This is a genomic window from Shewanella psychropiezotolerans, assembly GCF_007197555.1.
GTDB lineage: Bacteria > Pseudomonadota > Gammaproteobacteria > Enterobacterales > Shewanellaceae > Shewanella > Shewanella psychropiezotolerans.
Map to the genome: position 1 here is coordinate 2,704,261 of NZ_CP041614.1, position 18,496 is coordinate 2,722,756.

General features: G+C 45.2%; 17 protein-coding genes and 1 pseudogene. 7 read left to right on the top strand and 11 right to left on the bottom strand.

What is annotated here, in order from left to right; translation table 11 throughout:
- Window positions 1-46: 46 nt before the first annotated feature.
- A complete protein-coding gene (locus tag FM037_RS12025; protein WP_144046201.1) occupies window positions 47-523 on the bottom strand; it encodes an NUDIX hydrolase in 477 nt (158 codons plus the stop codon).
- A gap of 39 nt (window positions 524-562) precedes the next feature.
- Window positions 563-1,282, bottom strand: coding sequence for an rRNA large subunit pseudouridine synthase E (locus FM037_RS12030; protein ID WP_144046202.1), 720 nt, complete (start codon window positions 1,280-1,282; stop codon window positions 563-565).
- A 383-nt stretch (window positions 1,283-1,665) separates the two neighbouring features.
- On the opposite strand from FM037_RS12030, the gene FM037_RS12035 reads away from it, so the two are divergent.
- Entirely contained in the window at window positions 1,666-3,891 is a 2,226-nt protein-coding gene (locus FM037_RS12035) for an NADP-dependent isocitrate dehydrogenase (RefSeq protein ID WP_144046203.1), read from the top strand.
- Window positions 3,892-4,038: 147 nt separating this feature from the next.
- Here the strand turns inward: FM037_RS12035 and cspD are convergent, their stop codons facing one another.
- Complete coding sequence (cspD, locus tag FM037_RS12040) at window positions 4,039-4,245, bottom strand: cold shock domain-containing protein CspD (protein WP_005500728.1); 207 nt, start codon at window positions 4,243-4,245, stop codon at window positions 4,039-4,041.
- A gap of 244 nt (window positions 4,246-4,489) precedes the next feature.
- On the opposite strand from cspD, the gene clpS reads away from it, so the two are divergent.
- Both clpS and clpA read left to right on the top strand, forming a co-directional pair.
- On the top strand, window positions 4,490-4,798 hold the full coding sequence (gene clpS, locus FM037_RS12045) for an ATP-dependent Clp protease adapter ClpS (protein WP_144046204.1): 309 nt from the start codon (window positions 4,490-4,492) through the stop codon (window positions 4,796-4,798).
- A 37-nt stretch (window positions 4,799-4,835) separates the two neighbouring features.
- The gene (clpA, locus tag FM037_RS12050; protein WP_144046205.1) at window positions 4,836-7,094 is read left to right on the top strand and encodes an ATP-dependent Clp protease ATP-binding subunit ClpA; all 2,259 of its coding nucleotides are present in this window, start codon (window positions 4,836-4,838) and stop codon (window positions 7,092-7,094) included.
- A 105-nt stretch (window positions 7,095-7,199) separates the two neighbouring features.
- Here the strand turns inward: clpA and infA are convergent, their stop codons facing one another.
- The 3 genes and pseudogenes from infA to aat form a co-directional block, all read right to left on the bottom strand.
- Window positions 7,200-7,418 carry a translation initiation factor IF-1 gene (infA, locus tag FM037_RS12055; RefSeq protein ID WP_005500725.1) on the bottom strand — a complete coding sequence of 73 codons (219 nt, stop codon included), beginning with the start codon at window positions 7,416-7,418 and terminating at the stop codon, window positions 7,200-7,202.
- 138 nt (window positions 7,419-7,556) lie between these two features.
- Window positions 7,557-8,270, bottom strand: coding sequence for an arginyltransferase (locus FM037_RS12060; protein ID WP_144046206.1), 714 nt, complete (start codon window positions 8,268-8,270; stop codon window positions 7,557-7,559).
- Window positions 8,260-8,968: pseudogene (gene aat, locus FM037_RS12065) on the bottom strand (leucyl/phenylalanyl-tRNA--protein transferase). The gene FM037_RS12060 and the pseudogene aat overlap by 11 nt, the downstream one beginning before the upstream one ends.
- A 55-nt stretch (window positions 8,969-9,023) precedes the next feature.
- Between aat and FM037_RS12070 the strand changes: the two are divergent.
- Complete coding sequence (locus FM037_RS12070) at window positions 9,024-9,506, top strand: outer membrane lipoprotein (protein ID WP_144046207.1); 483 nt, start codon at window positions 9,024-9,026, stop codon at window positions 9,504-9,506.
- Between the two features lie 72 nt (window positions 9,507-9,578).
- Here the strand turns inward: FM037_RS12070 and FM037_RS12075 are convergent, their stop codons facing one another.
- Window positions 9,579-9,950 (bottom strand): hypothetical protein, encoded by a 372-nt coding sequence (locus FM037_RS12075; protein ID WP_144046208.1) that lies wholly within the window; start codon window positions 9,948-9,950, stop codon window positions 9,579-9,581.
- A 276-nt stretch (window positions 9,951-10,226) separates the two neighbouring features.
- On the opposite strand from FM037_RS12075, the gene FM037_RS12080 reads away from it, so the two are divergent.
- Window positions 10,227-10,979 (top strand): Nif3-like dinuclear metal center hexameric protein, encoded by a 753-nt coding sequence (locus tag FM037_RS12080; RefSeq protein ID WP_144046209.1) that lies wholly within the window; start codon window positions 10,227-10,229, stop codon window positions 10,977-10,979.
- Between the two features lie 86 nt (window positions 10,980-11,065).
- Here FM037_RS12080 and FM037_RS12085 read toward each other — a convergent pair whose 3' ends face one another.
- On the bottom strand, window positions 11,066-12,244 hold the full coding sequence (locus FM037_RS12085) for a serine hydrolase domain-containing protein (protein WP_144046210.1): 1,179 nt from the start codon (window positions 12,242-12,244) through the stop codon (window positions 11,066-11,068).
- 287 nt (window positions 12,245-12,531) lie between these two features.
- Here FM037_RS12085 and FM037_RS12090 point away from each other — a divergent pair, with 287 nt between their 5' ends.
- Window positions 12,532-12,885 (top strand): hypothetical protein, encoded by a 354-nt coding sequence (locus tag FM037_RS12090; RefSeq protein WP_144046211.1) that lies wholly within the window; start codon window positions 12,532-12,534, stop codon window positions 12,883-12,885.
- Between the two features lie 90 nt (window positions 12,886-12,975).
- Here the strand turns inward: FM037_RS12090 and FM037_RS12095 are convergent, their stop codons facing one another.
- From FM037_RS12095 to pdsR, 3 genes are all read right to left on the bottom strand, one after another.
- Window positions 12,976-14,154 (bottom strand): cystathionine beta-lyase, encoded by a 1,179-nt coding sequence (locus FM037_RS12095; RefSeq protein WP_144046212.1) that lies wholly within the window; start codon window positions 14,152-14,154, stop codon window positions 12,976-12,978.
- Between the two features lie 158 nt (window positions 14,155-14,312).
- Window positions 14,313-16,709, bottom strand: coding sequence for a proteobacterial dedicated sortase system histidine kinase (pdsS, locus tag FM037_RS12100; RefSeq protein ID WP_229381165.1), 2,397 nt, complete (start codon window positions 16,707-16,709; stop codon window positions 14,313-14,315).
- Between the two features lie 49 nt (window positions 16,710-16,758).
- Window positions 16,759-17,451 carry a proteobacterial dedicated sortase system response regulator gene (gene pdsR, locus FM037_RS12105; RefSeq protein WP_144046213.1) on the bottom strand — a complete coding sequence of 231 codons (693 nt, stop codon included), beginning with the start codon at window positions 17,449-17,451 and terminating at the stop codon, window positions 16,759-16,761.
- Window positions 17,452-17,739: 288 nt separating this feature from the next.
- On the opposite strand from pdsR, the gene pdsO reads away from it, so the two are divergent.
- Complete coding sequence (gene pdsO / locus FM037_RS12110) at window positions 17,740-18,477, top strand: sortase-associated OmpA-like protein PdsO (RefSeq protein WP_185977017.1); 738 nt, start codon at window positions 17,740-17,742, stop codon at window positions 18,475-18,477.
- Window positions 18,478-18,496: the final 19 nt, after the last annotated feature.

Consider the following 18,496-nt stretch of genomic DNA (forward strand, 5'->3'; position numbering starts at 1 on the left):
TTCAAACAATGAGCAAAATAAGCGACTTTTTCGGGGACGTATTCTATCACGCATTATTGTTCGGGGCTAACTTGAGATAGTCATCATTGAGCACTTCCAGCGGATAGTGAATTTTATTCAGGAAATCATCTATGCAAGAGAGCACTAGCGGGCTTCTCAAACGGCTTCCCAGTGCCGAAATTTCAGCATAGGTCAACCAATGTGTGTCCTGAATTATCGGATCTTGTGGTTGAGTCTGGGCACAGTCTTCGAGTGTCACATGAAAGGTGAATCGTAAGAAGGTGAGGGATTCATTGGCAGAAAACTGATAAATGCCCGTTAGGCCTTGGGGGATTATTTCGAGCCCAGTCTCTTCCCGAACCTCTCTCTGGCAGGCCTGAAGCAAACTTTCTCCTAGCTCCAGGTGACCTGCAGGTTGGTTATACCGTCGTTGACCTTGGATAAGCTCTTCGACAATCAGATATTTACCCTGGGACTCTATGATGCAGGCAACAGTTACATTGGGTCTATATCTAGGTGTCATTTCAATGCCCTCAAGGGAGTGATTGTAAACTTGTCTGTGTTAGCCTTTGGCTTTCATATCCAGGATCCGGTATTGGCCGATATCGATATCGTCCAGACTCCATTGATCTATTTTATAACGGATCAGTCTGAGGGTGGGAAAACCAATATGGGCGGTCATGCGTCTCACCTGTCGGTTGCGGCCTTCACAGATCTGTATCTCAAGCCAGGTGGTCGGAATATTTTTACGTTCACGGATAGGGGGCTCTCGGTCCCATACTCTGGGTTCTGAGATGATGGATATCTTAGCGGGTAGCGTGATGCCATCTTTCAGTTCTACACCGTCACGCAATGCCTGTAGCGCTGCTTCATCCGGTGCGCCCTCCACTTGAACCCAATAGGTTTTGAAGGTTTTTTTCTTCGGCTCAGTGATTTTTGACTGCAGTTTTCCGTCATTGGTCAGTAGCAGTAGGCCTTCACTGTCTCTGTCTAGACGACCGGCGGCATAGACATCTTTCACGGGAATGAAATCCTTGAGGGTCTTTCGGCCTTGTTCATCGGTAAATTGACAGAGTACATCGAAAGGCTTGTTGAACAGAAGGATCACTGGATCTTTAGCTGCGGGCTTGCTTCTGGTGGGTTTTCCAGCTTTCGCCCCCTGGGTACTGTGCTTCTTATGAGTGCTGACTTTCTTCTTATCACCCCAAGTAGAGATTTTATCTGCTGAGGACTTAGCACGGGTTTTTTTTAACTGTTGTTGATGAGGAATAGTATGACTCACTCTGGCTATCTTCTGGCATAGTATGGCTTGATGCGAACATTGTACTTGGCATTCGCCATTAGTGGAATTTGAAAATTGTCAGGAATGTTTTATGATGTTGGCCATTAAAATATGATCTATCTCAAAACGTCATGTTGTTTTGAGAAGTTCAACGCAGGTATTTACGCGTTAATATAGGCGTTAAAGTCTTATTACTGCAAGGGAGTACCTAATTTTGAGTCATAGGGTTTACTCTCTATCTAGCTTGCACAAATTCAGTTGCCCACCCTGAGGTGGGAGACTCAATGATGTATTTATAAAAAACTGTATTTAAATAAAAAGCAGTATAAAAAATAATCAAAAGTATCTTAAATTCTTATTATTAATATAATGTAGGACGGAAAATGACCGATAACTCATCAACCATTATTTATACTGAAACAGACGAAGCCCCCGCGTTAGCGACCCTGTCTCTGTTACCTATTATTAAGACGTTTACACAAGCGGCTGGTATCAATGTTGAAACCCGTGACATCTCATTATCGGGTCGAATCATTTCACTCTTTCCTGAGAAATTGACTGAGTCGCAAAAAATTGCGGATGCACTGGCTGAGCTGGGTGAGCTTGCGGGTAAACCCGAAGCCAACATCATCAAACTTCCCAATATCAGCGCGTCAATTCCTCAACTGAAAGCCTGTATTCTTGAGCTACAACAGAAAGGTTATGATATTCCTTCATATCCCGATGAGCCGACTAATGCTGCAGAGAAAGATGTTCAAGCCCGTTACGACAAAATTAAAGGCAGCGCCGTAAACCCGGTGTTACGCGAAGGCAACTCAGATCGTCGTGCGCCAGGTTCTGTTAAAAAATATGCTCAGAAGCATCCGCACTCTATGGGAGCTTGGTCTAAAGACTCTAAGACTCACGTTGCACATATGAATGAGGGTGACTTTTACGGCAGTGAAAAATCTGTCACTCTGACTGAGGCAACTCAAGTCAGTATCGTCCTTAAAACGAAAGAGGGCGGTGAGCAGGTATTAAAATCTGCACTTCCTTTGAAAGCGGGCGAAGTGATCGATGCTTCAGTGATGAGTAAGCAGGCGTTACTCGCGTTTTTCGAGCGTGAAACTCAAGATGCTAAAGCGCAAGGCGTGCTGCTTTCTTTGCATTTGAAAGCCACCATGATGAAAGTATCGGATCCTATCCTTTTCGGTCATGCGGTTAAGGTCTACTACAAGGACTTGTTTGCTAAGCATGCAAGTCTGTTTGAAGAGCTGGGTGTCGATGTGAACAATGGTCTGGGTGATATCTACGCTAAGATAAGCACATTACCAGCTGAGAAAAAAGCCGCGATAGAAGCCGACATCGCGGCTATCTATCAGACGCGCCCTGAACTGGCTATGGTCGATTCAGATAAGGGCATTACTAACTTGCACGTGCCTAGTGATGTGATCATAGATGCGTCTATGCCTGCCGCCATTCGCACCTCAGGTATGATGTGGGGACCGGATGGTCAGCCTCAAGACACTAAGGCCATGATCCCGGATCGTTGTTATGCCGGTGTATATCAGGAAACTATCCAATTCTGTAAAGAAAACGGTGCCTTCGATCCAACCACTATGGGCAGTGTGCCTAATGTAGGCTTGATGGCTCAGAAAGCCGAAGAGTATGGTAGCCACGATAAAACATTCGAAATATCTGCCCCTGGCAGTGTGAATGTTATCGATGCTAATGGAAACACGCTTTTATCCCACGATGTTGAAGCGGGTGATATCTGGAGAATGTGCCAGGTTAAAGACGCGCCTATTCAGGATTGGGTTAAGCTTGCAGTCAAGCGTTCACGCCTATCGAATACACCTGCGGTATTCTGGTTAGATGAGAAACGCGCACATGACGCTCAAATCATTAAGAAAGTGAATCAGTACCTTGGCGATCATGACACGGATGGCCTGGATATTCGTATCTTGTCACCCATAGAGGCTACTCGTTTCACCCTGCAGCGCACTAAAGATGGCTTAAATACTATCTCTGTGACGGGTAATGTTCTGCGTGATTACCTAACGGATCTGTTCCCCATTCTTGAGCTGGGTACCAGTGCTAAGATGCTTTCTATCGTTCCCTTGATGAATGGTGGCGGTCTGTTTGAGACTGGTGCGGGCGGAAGTGCACCTAAGCATGTACAACAGGTCGAGAAGGAAGGGCACCTGCGTTGGGATTCATTAGGTGAATTCCTGGCCTTAGCCGCATCGTTAGAGCATCTGAGTCAGACGACTAACAATGCTAAGGCGCAAGTACTGGCTGATACACTCGATGTGGCTATCGGACAGTTTCTCGATCAGAACAAGTCACCTTCTCGTCGAGTGGGGCAGCTGGATAACCGTGGCAGTCATTTCTATCTTGCCATGTACTGGGCTCAGGCTGTCGTTAGCCAGTCACAAGATGCTGAGCTTAAGGCGCAGTTTGCTGAACTCGCAGAAGCTTTGGCTAGCAATGAAGACAAGATTGTTGATGAGTTAAATTCGGCGCAAGGTAGCCCTGCAGATCTGGGCGGATATTATCGTTTAGATCCTGTAAAGGCTGCTGCCGAGATGCGTCCGAGTGCGACACTTAACGCCTTGTTTGTTTCTTAAAGCAGAAATCTAAGCTGAGGTCGATTTACCGTTTCGGCTTAGTTTTAGCCTGTAATGGCTCGAAAGCGTCAATAGGTTTTGGGTGTGAAAATCAGGCAATAAAAAAGGCAGGGAGCTCCCTGCCTTTTTTTGATCTTGGCCACTAAATTAATTAATTGTTGATATTACTGACGCGTGCATACCTTTTGGACCCGCTTCTACTTCAAATTGAACTGGTTGGCCTGCTTTTAGAGTTCGATAGCCTTCCATTTCAATGGTAGAATAGTGTGCAAAAACATCTTCACCGCCAGCATCAGGGCAAATAAACCCGAATCCTTTGGCGTTGTTGAACCATTTAACAGTTCCGTTTGCCATACTTCCACTTCCTTCTGTTGTTTACTTACCAGTAAGATAGTAAAACTAAATGAGCGGGCTGATCCACCGCTTGTTGAACAGAATGAAAGCAGTTCGTATGTAAGTCAAGCGCATTTTAACAAAGAATCAACATTTAAGTTGAAAATTTGTATCAATTAGTGTGTGAGATATGAGATGTTGAGTAAAAGGTTCAAAATTTTTATATCGATTGGTACAAGCCATGACAAGAGGCTAATATTGAAACATGGGTAAAGTAGGAAATATTGAACACGTAGAAGAGCGTGTTGAATCGGAGTTGATGCCACCTTCGATGTATAAGGTAGTGTTAAACAATGATGATTATACTCCGATGGATTTTGTGATTGAAATATTACAACTTTTCTTCAAGAAAAATGAACAGGAAGCCACAGATATCATGTTGGCTATCCATCATCAGGGCAAGGGAATTTGCGGCGTTTTTTCATTTGGAATTGCAGAAACTAAGGTTGCTCAGGTAAATCAATTTGCAAGACAAAACGAACATCCGTTACTGTGTTCTTTAGAGAAAGCCTAAATTTAGGTTTGTTACGTTGTATATTTAGGGGGTGCTTATGCTAAACAAAGATCTCGAAGTCACCTTAAACCTGGCGTTCCAGCAAGCCAGAGATGCGCGTCATGAGTACATGACGGTAGAACATTTATTGCTGGCCTTGATTGACAATCCGGCTGCTCAAGAGGCATTAGTCGCTTGTGGTTCGAATTTGGACAAGTTGAGGGAGGAGGTATCCAGCTTCATTCAACAAACCACGCCCATCATTGCTGATCCTGAGGATGATAGAGAGACTCAGCCTACACTAGGCTTCCAGAGAGTGCTTCAGCGGGCGGTGTTTCATGTACAGTCTTCGGGCCGCAATGAAGTCACGGGTGCCAATGTGCTGGTTGCTATTTTTAGTGAGCAGGAATCACAAGCGGTTTACTTATTACGAAATGCCGAAGTCACTCGACTCGATGTAGTCAATTTCATCTCTCATGGAGTGTCTAAGAACGAAGGCGACTCGGCAGCGAATCAAGAGCGAATTGAAGATCATAGCGAGTCAGAAGAGGAAAAGAGCAAGCTTTCTCAGTTTGCCGACAATCTCAATGAGCGCGTAGAACAAGGGCATATCGATCCCCTTATCGGACGCAGTGAAGAGATTGAACGTGCGATTCAGATCCTTTGTCGCCGCAGAAAAAACAATCCGCTGCTGGTGGGGGAAGCGGGGGTGGGTAAGACGGCAATTGCCGAGGGACTTGCCTATCGTATCGTTAAGAATGAAGTGCCGGAAGTGATGAGTGGTGTCACAGTCTATTCCTTGGATCTCGGGGCTCTGTTAGCCGGAACTAAGTACCGCGGTGACTTTGAGAAGCGCTTCAAGAGTCTGCTTAAAGAGCTTGAGAGCGATGAGAAGGCGATCCTGTTTATCGATGAAATCCATACCATCATAGGTGCCGGCGCTGCGTCGGGTGGGGTGATGGATGCGTCTAACTTGCTAAAGCCTTTGCTGTCTAGCGGTCGGTTAAGATGTATGGGCTCGACCACGTTCCAGGAATATCAGAGTATTTTCGAGAAAGATCGTGCCTTGGCCCGACGTTTCCAAAAAATTGATGTTAATGAACCTTCCGTGGCTGAGACGACCAAAATATTGCGTGGACTAAAGTCTAAATATGAAGAGCATCATGGGGTGAGGTACACCATGGCGGCTTTGAGTGTTGCGGCTAAATTGTCTGATAAACACATTAACGATCGTCATCTGCCCGATAAAGCCATCGATGTTATCGATGAAGCTGGTGCCCGAATGGCGATGCAACCCGCGAGCAAGAGAAAGAAGACTATCGGTCAGGGTGAGATTGAATCAATTATTGCTAAGATTGCCAGAATACCTGAGAAGTCCGTATCAGCCACTGACAAAGATATGCTGAAGAACCTAGACCGTAACCTTAAGATGGTGGTGTTTGGCCAAGATAATGCGATTGAAAGCCTTAGCGCTGCGATTAGATTGTCTCGTAGTGGGTTGAGCGGCGAAGAGACACCCGTTGGTAGTTTCTTGTTCGCAGGTCCTACCGGTGTTGGTAAGACCGAGGTGACCAGTCAATTGGCTAAATGTCTCGGGCTCAACCTGGTCAGGTTCGATATGTCCGAGTATATGGAGAGTCATACTGTGTCTCGGTTGATCGGCGCTCCTCCTGGTTATGTTGGCTATGATCAGGGAGGATTACTTACCGATGCGGTGATTAAAAATCCGCATTGTGTGGTGTTACTCGATGAGATTGAGAAGGCGCATCCGGATGTTTATAACTTGCTGTTGCAGGTGATGGACCATGGCACCCTGACGGACAACAATGGCAGGAAAGCGGATTTCAGGCATGTCACCCTAGTGATGACCACCAATGCGGGTGTGCAGGAGACTGTACGCAACTCCATTGGCTTTAAGCAGCAAGATCATAGCTTAGATGCATTGTCTGAGATCAATAAGATTTTCTCTCCGGAATTCAGAAACAGGCTAGATGAGATTATCTGGTTTAATCATTTGGATATGACTGTCATCGCTAAAGTTGTTGATAAGTTCTTAGTGGAGTTGCAAGCTCAACTCGATGATAAAGCCGTGACTCTGCATGTCAGTGACGAAGCGAGAACCTTATTGGCTGAGAAGGGCTACGATAAGTCTATGGGAGCTAGGCCTATGGCAAGGGTAGTTACTGAGCTTATTAAGCGACCGCTGGCGGATCAGATATTGTTTGGTGATCTGGAGAAAGGAGGCGAGGCACATGTCGATGTCGTCAAGAAGGAAATTGTGATCACGACCGACAGAGTGGAAAAGGTGCTGAACTAGTCGGATAAAAAAAGAGTAAAAAAAAGGCTGCAATTGCAGCCTTTTTTAATACGATAAACTAAAAAAACCGGTCTGGCCGATTTTAAAAATTTTGTGATAGCTAACTTAGCGTGAACGGAAGACGATGCGACCTTTGCTCAAATCGTAAGGGGTCAGCTGAACTGTCACTTTATCACCCGTTAAGATACGGATGTAGTTTTTACGCATTTTGCCTGAGATGTGTGCAGTCACAACGTGACCGTTCTCTAGCTCTACACGAAACATTGTGTTCGGCAAGGTTTCAAGGATCGTGCCTTGCATCTCAATGTTGTCTTCTTTCGCCATTAATCAGTTATCCTGTTAGCCTTCAAATGTTAAAAACGGGCGTATCATGCCGCAATTTCGCCTTGCTGTAAAGAGCAGGTTAACTTATCGGTGTTAAATAGCGCGCTCCTTGGCCGCACATACTCAAAAACCAATAAATTATTTCTCATCAGGTGTTTGCAGCCAGCCCGAGCTGGTTAATATTTGATAGGGGGTATAGTCTCTTTTATAGTTCATCTTTCTCGATTCATCAATTTGATAGCCTAGATAAACAAAATCTTTTTTCATCAATTTAGCCAGACGACATTGGAGCAGAATGAGCAAAGATCCTAAAGAGCGCTTGTGTTCCTCGGGAGCAAAAAAGCTATAGATTGCCGATAAACTGTTAGGCAGAATGTCGGTGACAGCCACCCCTACCAGTTTGTCTGCATTCCATAGTTCAATAAATACCGGGTCTAGCCAACCAGAGCCAATGAAATGTTGATATTGCTCTTTGGAAGCCGGGTACATGGGCCCATCACTGTGCCTTTGATTGATATAAGTTTCGTACAAAGTATAGTGATAGTCGGCTTGTTTGCCGATTATTTTCCACACCAGATCTCTGTTGTTTTTCAGGGTTCTTTTTTGTCGCCTCGAAGGTGTGAAACTCGCGCTGGGTATACGAATGGGCAGGCAAGCGTTGCAATGGGGGCATTGGGGTTTGTAAATGGTGCCGCCACTGCGTCTAAAGCCCAGTGACAATAACTGCTCGAACAAGTTTATGTCGATACTCTCTTCCTGAAGCATCAGGAGTTGCTCCATTTGAGTGTCTAGGTAACTACAGGGAAAGGTTTTAGTTATCCCTACTGAAACTTGTTGTGATTTAGAGCTCAATATAAACCTCGTTGGGTAACCAAGTGTTGACTGAGACATCACCATCACGGAAACGCTTGAGTAAATTGATAAAATCTTTTCTTTTTAATGCCGTAGCGCCTAGAGAGGCTAAGTGTGGGTTCATCACTTGGGCATCGATTAATTTGAAACCGTTTCTCAATAGATGCTGATGCAACATCAGCATGGCTGCTTTAGACGCATTGGTTTGGGTGTGGAACATAGATTCGCCACAAAAGACCTTTCCTATGACTACGCCATATAACCCCCAATGAGGGCGCCATTATCCCAAACTTCTACTGAGTGGACCTGTCCTTGCTGGTGTAGTGCCAGGTAAGCTTGCTGGATTTCATTGGTGATCCAGGTGCCATCTTGTGCCACTCTTGGCTGAGCGCAGCCCTTTATGACCTCTTCGAAAGCATGGTTTATGCTATAGGTCCAAGTTTGTTTTTTTAAATATTTTATTAAACTTCGACTGACTTTCATGCTTCCCGGGACAAATACTGCCCTAGGATCCGGTGACCACCAAAGGATAGGGTCATCGAGATTAAACCAAGGAAAAATACCCTCATAATAAGCATGGAGTAATCGAGCTGGTTGCAGGTCCCCCCTATGGCTAATAGCCCGTTAGGATCTGTCAGTGCCAGTTCAGGTTCTGGAAACTGTTCGAATTGATGATTTAAATAGGACAGTGAGTTCACAATTGAGTAAGATTATCTTTAGTAGACCTTATTATAATTTAGCGGAAAAATGACTATGTTGAAACCTAGTTTTAATCTATTACTCTCCTTAGTGGTGGCTTTGACGGTCACATTTTCACTGAATTCCGCGGCAGCCTATCAGAGAGATCAAGCCGTTCCCGTAGAGAAAGTCCTTTATGGTGACCTGGTATCGGTGAGAAATATCACCGAGAAACAACTCATAGAAGATCAAAATCAAGGATGGAAAACCTTCGGTGGAGCCTTGATTGGTGGCGTTATTGGTCATCAATTCGGCGGCGGTAGCGGGCAAGATGTCGCGACAGTTTTAGGCGCCTTGATAGGGGCTGGCGTGGGTCATAGATATGGCGATAACTCTTATTACCAAGAGCTGAAACTTGTTGAACTCATGATCAAGCAGGAGGATGGCCAGCAGGTGATGATTATACAAGATCTAGATTCAGGCATGATATTCAACGCTGGGGATGAAGTGAGGGTCGTGTATCTTCAAGGAAGCGTTAGGGTCGATATGGCCATGTGATTTACCCGTATAGCCATAAAAACAAAAAGGAGCCTCAGGCTCCTTTTTGTTTTTATGACTTCAGAATAAAGATTAGAAACCGCGAGGTAACTGACCTTTTCCTGCTAGTTTTTCACGCCATAGCTCTTTTGGCGTCTTACCGCCTTTTGAGCTTGAAGTGGTCACGGCTTCGGCTCTAGTCTTCTTAGTCGGCGTTGTTTTAGCTGCCGCCTTAGGTTTAGCCGTCTCTGCAGCTGGTTTAGCTTGGGTTTGAGTCACTTCAGCAGAAGCTTCACCGCCACTTAGCTCGGTTAGCATAGTGTCGAGATCGCTAATGCGTAATGACTTACCGCCATCGATTTTGTACCAGCTTCCTTTTTGTTCAATCGTTACAGTCGAACCTTGCTTGGCAGCAAGAGCAGACTCTAATGCGCTGATAACCTCTTCTTTGGTCAGTTTTGACATAGTAATAACCTATTTATTTTTTAATGTTAACTTGAAGGTTTGGACTAATTTTATAGGCTAAACCAGTAAAATGTCCAATTTTCACTGAAAATCGCCCGTATTTGCTGGTTTTTACGGCTTATTGACAGGTAATTGATAATTAACTTGATTTTAAACCAGTTAATTAAAGGTTGTTAAAATGTCACTTGGCTATTTTTTGAAGTGTGAGCGGGTTAAATCTGTGCCGGGATTAGTACATGGGTTACACTTAAACTGTATTTTTATAAGGGCGGTTCAATGACACGTAACGAGTTAGCAGAATATCTTGCAGAGTTTTTACAAGTGGGTAAGTTTAAAGATTATGCGCCTAATGGTCTGCAAGTTGAGGGACGAGCAGAGATAAAAAAAATCGTTACTGGGGTCACCGCCTGCCAGGCGTTGATCGATAAAGCCATCGCTCTCGATGCCGATGCGCTGTTAGTACACCACGGATTCTTCTGGAAAGGGGAGAGAGAGGTGATAACAGGCATGAAACAGAGACGGATAAAAGCATTATTGACCCATGATATTAATCTTTTTGGTTACCATCTTCCCTTGGATGCGCACCCCATGCTGGGCAACAATGCCGAGTTAGGTCGAAAGCTAGATATTTCGGACGCTGAGCCAGTTGAAGGAATTGCTCAAGGATTAATTTGGCAAGGACGTCTCGATACGCCTGTCTCTGCTGGGGTTTTTGCTAAATCTATCAGTGAGATACTTAATAGAGAGGCTCTGCATATTGGCGATCCAGCTGCTGAAATACAGAGTATTGCCTGGTGTACCGGCGGGGCTCAGGATTATATCGATGATGCGGCGAGCTTAGGCGTCGATGCATTTATCAGTGGTGAAGTGTCGGAGCGTACCTTTCACAGCGCTCTTGAGTTGGGGATACACTACTTTGCGGCGGGTCATCATGCGACAGAAAGGTATGGTATTCAGGCCCTTGGTGAGCACCTTGCGCGTGAGTTTGATATCGAACATGAGTATGTCGACATCGACAATCCTGTTTAGGTTTAGGCCTACTGGCTTAAGATTGATCCATCTTGGACTCAATAAACTAAGCAGTCGCAGACAGACCGCTTAGTTTATGATGAGTACTAATCGGTGTGAATACTTGTTTTTTTCTGCATGGCGATTTGAGCTTGTTGCCGAATGACGCTGTGCCAAAAACTTGCGCCTAATTTAGCTATCACTCTTGATTCACCATTGAGTAACATGGCCATGCCGACTTTTAACCGAGGAGAATAGGCGACTTCGGCGACATAACCTGCAACCCAACCTGCATGATATATTAATTTTTCCCCTTCAAAATCATACACACGCCATCCTTTGCCGTAATGAGCATCATTCAGATAAGCTTTCCATTCCCGGCGACGCAACTCTTTACTCGTTCGCACTCCCGGGGTTTGAATATCCGCCAATAAACTTGGGGATAACACATCTGGATTATTTCCCAGGTTAGCCATTAACCATTTAGAGAGATCGGTAATACTGGCATTAACCCCAGCGGCAGGCTCGACTTGATAGTAGTTAGGTTTTACCTTGACCTTTTTAAAACCCGAACGTGTCTTGATATGCGGACTGGCTCTATTATCTGTTGCCATAAAGCTATCCATGCCTATTGATGCGGTATCCATATGTAGGGGCTCAAAGATACGCTTCTCCACCAAACTAGCGTAGCTGTCGCCAGTTTGTTGTTCGATCACAGGTTGGATGAAAGAAAATGCGATATTTTGGTAGCTATAACACGTACCCGGTGAACACATAGGGGTTAATTTTTTGAACTTAGGAATGATCTTCTCAAGTTTACCGTTGGCATTGAGAATATTGTCATAACTGTTTGGCATCAGGCCTGTGCTTTGTCCTATGAGGTGTCCAAGTTTAACTTGCTGACTCATTTGTGGATCGGCGAGGTGAAATTCGGGCATATACTTACGTAGTGGATCATCCCATTCAAATTTATTTTCATGAACCAGCATGCTTGCTAAGCTGCCCGCGAAGGTCTTTGATACCGAGGCGAGCCTGAAAACAGTGTCTGTGTTGATATTGAGACTAGCGCCTTTTTGGCGCTTGCCATAGGCGCTCATTTTTATAATTTTATTATTGTCGACAATAACGAAGGCGCCACCAGGTACCTTGTTTTTCTTCAATTGAGCATGAAATTGCGACTTAAAACTGTCACCGATAGCCTGATAGTCAGATTGGGCGAAACTTGTGGCAGAGAAGATTAAGCTGGCGAGGGGAAGAGTAAGTAAAAATAAAGACCAGTTGGACATGACGAAAAAATCCCAAAAATAAAATCTAAAGAAACAAAAGGCAAGATAATTGATCATGTTAGCAATAAATGAGGCCAACAAAAAACAGTCAATTGACAAAAATGGGTATTAATGAATCTTTTGTGTGAAAAATAAACGTTAAAGCGACAAGCAATAAACTGAAATCACAATTAATCTGAAAAACCTATTTTAGAGCGATTAGGTTATGGCAAAATAATGAGATGAGCTTGTAGCATTGTAGGTATGTGATTACTCTGGTTCATTCCTCAGATAATTAAGACATCGATATGAAGTTGGCATTGGTTAGTGATCCAAATACTGAAAATGGCCTTGCCGGAATAAAATATGTGTTGGATGCACAGGGTTCAAGCTCGAAACACATAGGCTATATCGCCTCACAGCCAGATCCTGCCAGAGATTACTACATACCTACTCAACACATGTACAGCAAGTTAGGTGATAGACTCGATTGTTATCTGGAACTGGAGTCAGGCTTCAATGAAGTTAGCTTGAAGCAGTTATTAGCGTGCGATGCGATTCACTTATCCGGAGTGTATTTTTGTGGTGATAATACCAGCCTGGTCATTATCGATGGAGATCTAGTTGAACTTGGTGAGCCATTCTCTTGGGTAATGAATTAGCTTATATCTAATCTATAATCTGTTTCTGAATCCTAAATTGAGCAGATATAAAAAAACCGCCAATAGGGCGGTTTCAGTGTGTAGCATATGTTAGCGGTTTAGCACTGCGTTAAACCGAACGAATCCCGCTTCTAGATCGGCGATCAAATCATCCGCATTTTCCAGACCTATGTGCAGTCGAATAAGAGGTTTACTGCTATCCCAGCTTGTGGCCGTTCTGATCTTGTCGATACCGAAGACGCCTAAGATCAGACTCTCGAACCCACCCCATGAGAAACCCATCTTGAAGTGATCCATGTTTTCCACCAAGGCGGTAACAGACTTAAGGTCGCCCTGTTTTAATACGAAAGAGAATAGGCCGTTGGAGCCACTGAAATCTCGTTTGAAAAACTCATGACCCGGACAAGTCTCAAATGCTGGGTGCCTTAAGTGATCCACTTCCGGGCGAGTCGCTAACCAGTTTGCCACTTTTAACGCGTTCTGTTCATGCTGTTGCATTCGCACGCCTAGGGTTCTCAGCCCCCTACTGGCGAGATAGACGTCATCGGGGGAGGTGCACTGTCCCATGAGATAGCTATTCTCTCTCAGTTGCTCCCAGTGCGTGTCGTTTGACGTCGCTGTGCCTAACATCACATCTGAGTGACCAACAATATATTTAGTGGCCGCTTGAATGGATATATCCACGCCCATCTCGAAAGGACGCGAATTTATCGGTGAGGCCCAGGTGTTATCCAGCATGACAATGAGGCCATGCTGATGTGCTATTGCGCTCAGGGTCGGGACATCCTGAATCTCCATGGTGACTGAGCCAGGTGACTCTAAGAACAAGACTTTGGTGTTCGGTCTGATAAGTTCTGCGATGCCTTCACCTATCATGGGATCATAATACGTGGTTTCTATGCCAAAACCTGCGAGCAGCTTGTTGCACAGATCTCGGGTTGGCTCATAGGCACTGTCGACCATCAACAGGTGATCGCCTGCTTTTAAAAATGATAATAGTGCACCGCTGATGGCCGCAGATCCAGATGGGTAGAGTGCAGTGCCGCTGCCACCCTCCAGTTCGGCGATAGCCGCCTGAAAAGCAAAGTGAGTGGGGCCACCACGTCTGCCATAAAACATTTCGCCGTTAGCGCGGTTCTTGGTGGCAAAACGCATCTCTTCCATAGTGTCAAAGATCATGGTCGATGCTCTAAATACAGGGGGATTGATCACACCCTTAGTCCATTTCTTGTCACGTCCAACGCTGATGATCTTGGTTTCTTTTTTCATAGGGCATACTTCCAGAAACGAGTAGGAGAAATAATGGGTTTTAGCCATCTTAACATCTAAATGGCTAAAGAGAAGAGTGAGTGCTGTTTGCTCTATCTCTGCTTTTTAAGATAGATAGATAGAGCGCTTCACCAACATTCAGTGAGTTATGATGATGCTCAATCTTTTATATAAGGCAGTGACACCAAGATCTCTACGCCTGAATTGACTAAATTAGCGCCAGCTTTACCGTTTTTATCTGGAGTCTGTAGATCTCTTGCCTTGATGGAGCCTTTGTGGAAGTCAGTGATAAGCCGGGCGATATAGAGTCCGAGGCCTAAATGGGGCTTATCTTGGGCTTTTTGTTGGCGTACAGAGACCATAGATTCGAAAATTTGTTCAGCCATTTTTTCGGGTAATAGGGGGCCGAAGTTTGAAATGGTCAGCTCTGCGTGCCTGTGCTTGGCCGTTAGGGTGACTGTAATGGGCGTATTGTCGGTACTGAATTCTAACGCGTTGGCAATCAGCTTATCCATGAGCTGAGCGATATACTCGGGCACACCACTCATAGTCAAGGGCTCCTGTATGATTGATACTAGGAATTCCTTGTTGGGATAGGTGAGCTGATAACCTTGCATACAACCTGAGATGACCTTGGATAGGGGAAATATGTCCACTTCGGCTTGAGATAAGCTCTCCTCCAGACGCGTGGCTTCACTCATGTTATTGAGGATCATATTGAGTCTGCTAACGCCTTCTTCCGCCCTATCGACGTATTTTCGGGTGTCAGGATCTAATTGTTGTAGGCTCAGATGCTCCAATGAAGAACGCACTACGGCCACAGGGGTTCTCAGCTCATGAGATAAGCGCGAAGACATATTCTCCAGGTAATGGGTGTATTGGCCCAGACGGCCGACAATACTGGCAAAACTCCTCGAAAGATCGCCAATTTCATCTCTGACTTCAGAGCCCTGGATGGTTTTTCTGATCCGGCCTTGGCTGTCTATGGCTTCTTCGGTTTCATCCCTGAGTTTTCTTATCCTGCTGGATATACTGGAAGCGAAAAAGAACAGGGCTAAGGTGCCCATGCTCATGATGGTCAGGATGACGTTAAATAATTTCTCTAGCGCCTTGTTACGCAGAGTACGAATGCCATGTGTGGTCTCCTCGGCTATCACCACCCCCATGACCTTATCGTCAATCCAGATGGGACTGGCTGCTGCCAGTATGACGGCTTTATTGTCCGGGGTTAATCGCCAGGTGGAGCCTTGTCTGCCGGCGAGTGCATTCTTGATGTGACTTCCTTTGAGAACGGTAGAGTCCTGCAGGGAGTCGATAAAATCTTTTGGTGGGGTGGTTAAGATTTTATAATAGAAGCGGTGAAGGTAGTCCCGCTTAAAGTGACCCCAAAACGAGTCATCGGGTGTGTCTTGGACAGTTCGAGTCCAGACACTGCTACTTGTACGAATGTCACCGGACTTGGCTAATACGCGTCCATGTTTATCGACTACCCAAATACGCGAACTGTTATGGCTCATCCCTTTGATGATGCTTTCTATTTCAGGAGAAGGCACCAGGACTGTACCCAAATTTTCTACATCATCGATGGCCGATGTGCCGACGATGGCATCCAGAGTGCGTGTCTGCTTATTATTGACATCATAGATGGCGAAACCCAGTTTGCTACCTACCATATCCAGCGGCATGCGTATCTCAACATTGTAACCGGCTTCAGTCTTAATCCACTTTCCCTGAATTTTAAGCTCTGGCGTGACAGGCATTCTTTTTTTAGGGTTTTCAGGCAGCTTATATGAACTCACCCAGCCATCTCTTTGAGTGGCGATGATATAGCGTTTGAATTTACCATCGGGAGCCAATGTGGCAATGGCCAGGTGGTCATTGACATCGATTTTGAGACTGTTGCTGCCACGATAGATCACATGAGGATCTGTCACTTCGAAGAAGGCGTAGAGGAAACCAGCATATTTACCTACCATATGCTTAAAACTGACGTTTAATGGAGCGTCGGCTGAACGTTTAAAGATCAGATGGTCTTCGCCATAATTGATACTTCGGTGGCGGTAAGAGGCCCAGTCACTCAATTTTCCATCGAGTTGAATGGGTCCGGCTAAAGGGTAAGCATATAGGTCGCGCCCCTGTTCTACCTGAGTAAGAAAACTGGCCTGTATGTCAAAGAGGCTAGGGCGTTCATGCAGTGCGGTTGCGAGCGCTTGCGTGGTGCCTTCGAGTGTTTTTTCCTGACCGTATCTCAGGTATTTTTCCATCTCCCACACATATTGATAGCCTAACCAGGGCAGGCAGAGGAGAAATAAAGATAAGATGGCGACTTTCGATCTCAGGCCTATGGGAGGATGAAATTTAGATAATTTGTGTTTCAGCAGAAAAAAGAGTTCGCTCAGCCTGTTCGCTATTTTATAAAATTTGGCCGGGGTTATCTTGACCAGTTTTGTTTTTAACCAGCCCCAATGCTTGCGCATGCTGTTTTTTGTCTTGCTAACGATGAGGAAAGCATACATAGAGGCTTTAGCTCTGATGTCCAAGAGGCGATATAACACTAGCGATACTCTTTGTTTAAACATATTAAGCGGCGTTGATTAGTCGAGCTTAGCCCTGAGGGTCCCATCGGTATCCCATACCATAAACGGTATCTATACAGTCGAAATCTGCGTCGAGGGCGAGGAATTTCTTTCTAATTCGTTTCACATGAGACGTGATGGTGCTGTCATCGACAAAAATTTTAGCTTCCTGCATTAATTCTTGTCGATTTTTAACATGCCCAGGGCGTTTTGCCAGTGCGTGCACCATCCAGAATTCGGTCACAGTGAGTTCAATATGCGTCTTGTTCCAATACACTTGCATGCGGTTGATGTCGATGACCAGCTTATCTCGTTCCAGCAGGTTTTCATCTAATATCTCTTTGCCCTGCAACTCTGCACGACGAAAAAGGGCGGCCAGTCTGGCAATCAAGTGTGGAAAACTGACATCCTTACTCAAGTAATCATCTGCGCCCAATCTGAGACCACATACGGTATCAAAATCACTGTCTCTGGCGGTTAAAAAGATAATAGGCAGGTTGCTCGACATGGCCCTGAGGGACTGACACAGGGTGAACCCACCGTCAATCTCATCTTCTAGCCCGATATCTATGATCGCCAGATCCGGGAGTCGGGTCAAAAAAGCCTGCATCGCCATAGGGCGATTAGCATACGCTTGGACGCTGTAGCCTTGCTGTTGTAATACTTCTTTATAGTTTTCGCGAATGGCGACTTCATCTTCAACGATGGCGATACGTTTCATGACCTTTAACCTTTTAAAGTCGATTATCTTGACACTAGCTAATTGATAATCGTCGGCAGCTTACTTTATTGCCGGATAACCCTGTTGGAGTGTGACTATACAGCAAAACAACGAGGTAAAAAGCCAACTTAAGTGATTGCCTTTTTGTTGCCACAATTGATACCCGCAATGCCATTTTTCCTCCCCGTCAAAGTCATCTCTATTCGTTTTAATGTTCATATCGAATTGAAGCGAACTCTTCGTTCACAGAACACATAAATAACATTAATGACAGTAGGAAATAATAAGATGAACAAACAATTGATTGCCGCATTAGTGATGAGCTCATTAACATTTTCGAACATGGGCTATGCATCAGACACTGAAAATCAAAGAGAGCACCATGAAGAGTTGATCGGCGTGGGCTCGGGAATTGTCCTAGGCGCGGTCGTTGGCGGGCCCATTGGCGCTATCATCGGTGCGTTTACCGGCGGCATTATCGGTAAGTCGGTTGGAGATGATACTGAGATAGAATCTCAACAGGTAAAGTTAAGCGAGCAAGAAACCACCATTCACCAACTCAATGAAGATAACCAGTCTCTGGCGCTTATCTCTAATCAGTATGAATCGGTGCAAGATGAACTGGCCGAACTCAAGTTGGCCAGGCAGCAGAAGTTGACGGAGTTAGAGCTGGGCTTAAATATTCAATTTAAGACAGGCTCTTCTCAGTTAGAGACACATTTCCAACCTCAATTGGATGAATTGGCGAGTGCACTGCAGATGTCTGATGACCTCAGGTTAGATCTTACCGGATATGCGGATCGCCGGGGAGAGTCGACCTACAATCAGGCTTTGTCTGAGCAGAGAGTGGCCGAGGTGAAGAACTACCTGGTGAGCAAGGGGGTGAATGAACAAAGATTAACTGCTAGTGCATACGGTGCCAGTGCGCCGATAACCGTTGAGCAGAGCTTTGAGAATGACTTCTTCGATCGCAGGGTCACGATTAAATTTGTGTCACAAGATACGGCCATTGCTGCCAACCATTAAGCGGTTTTCATAATAAAGG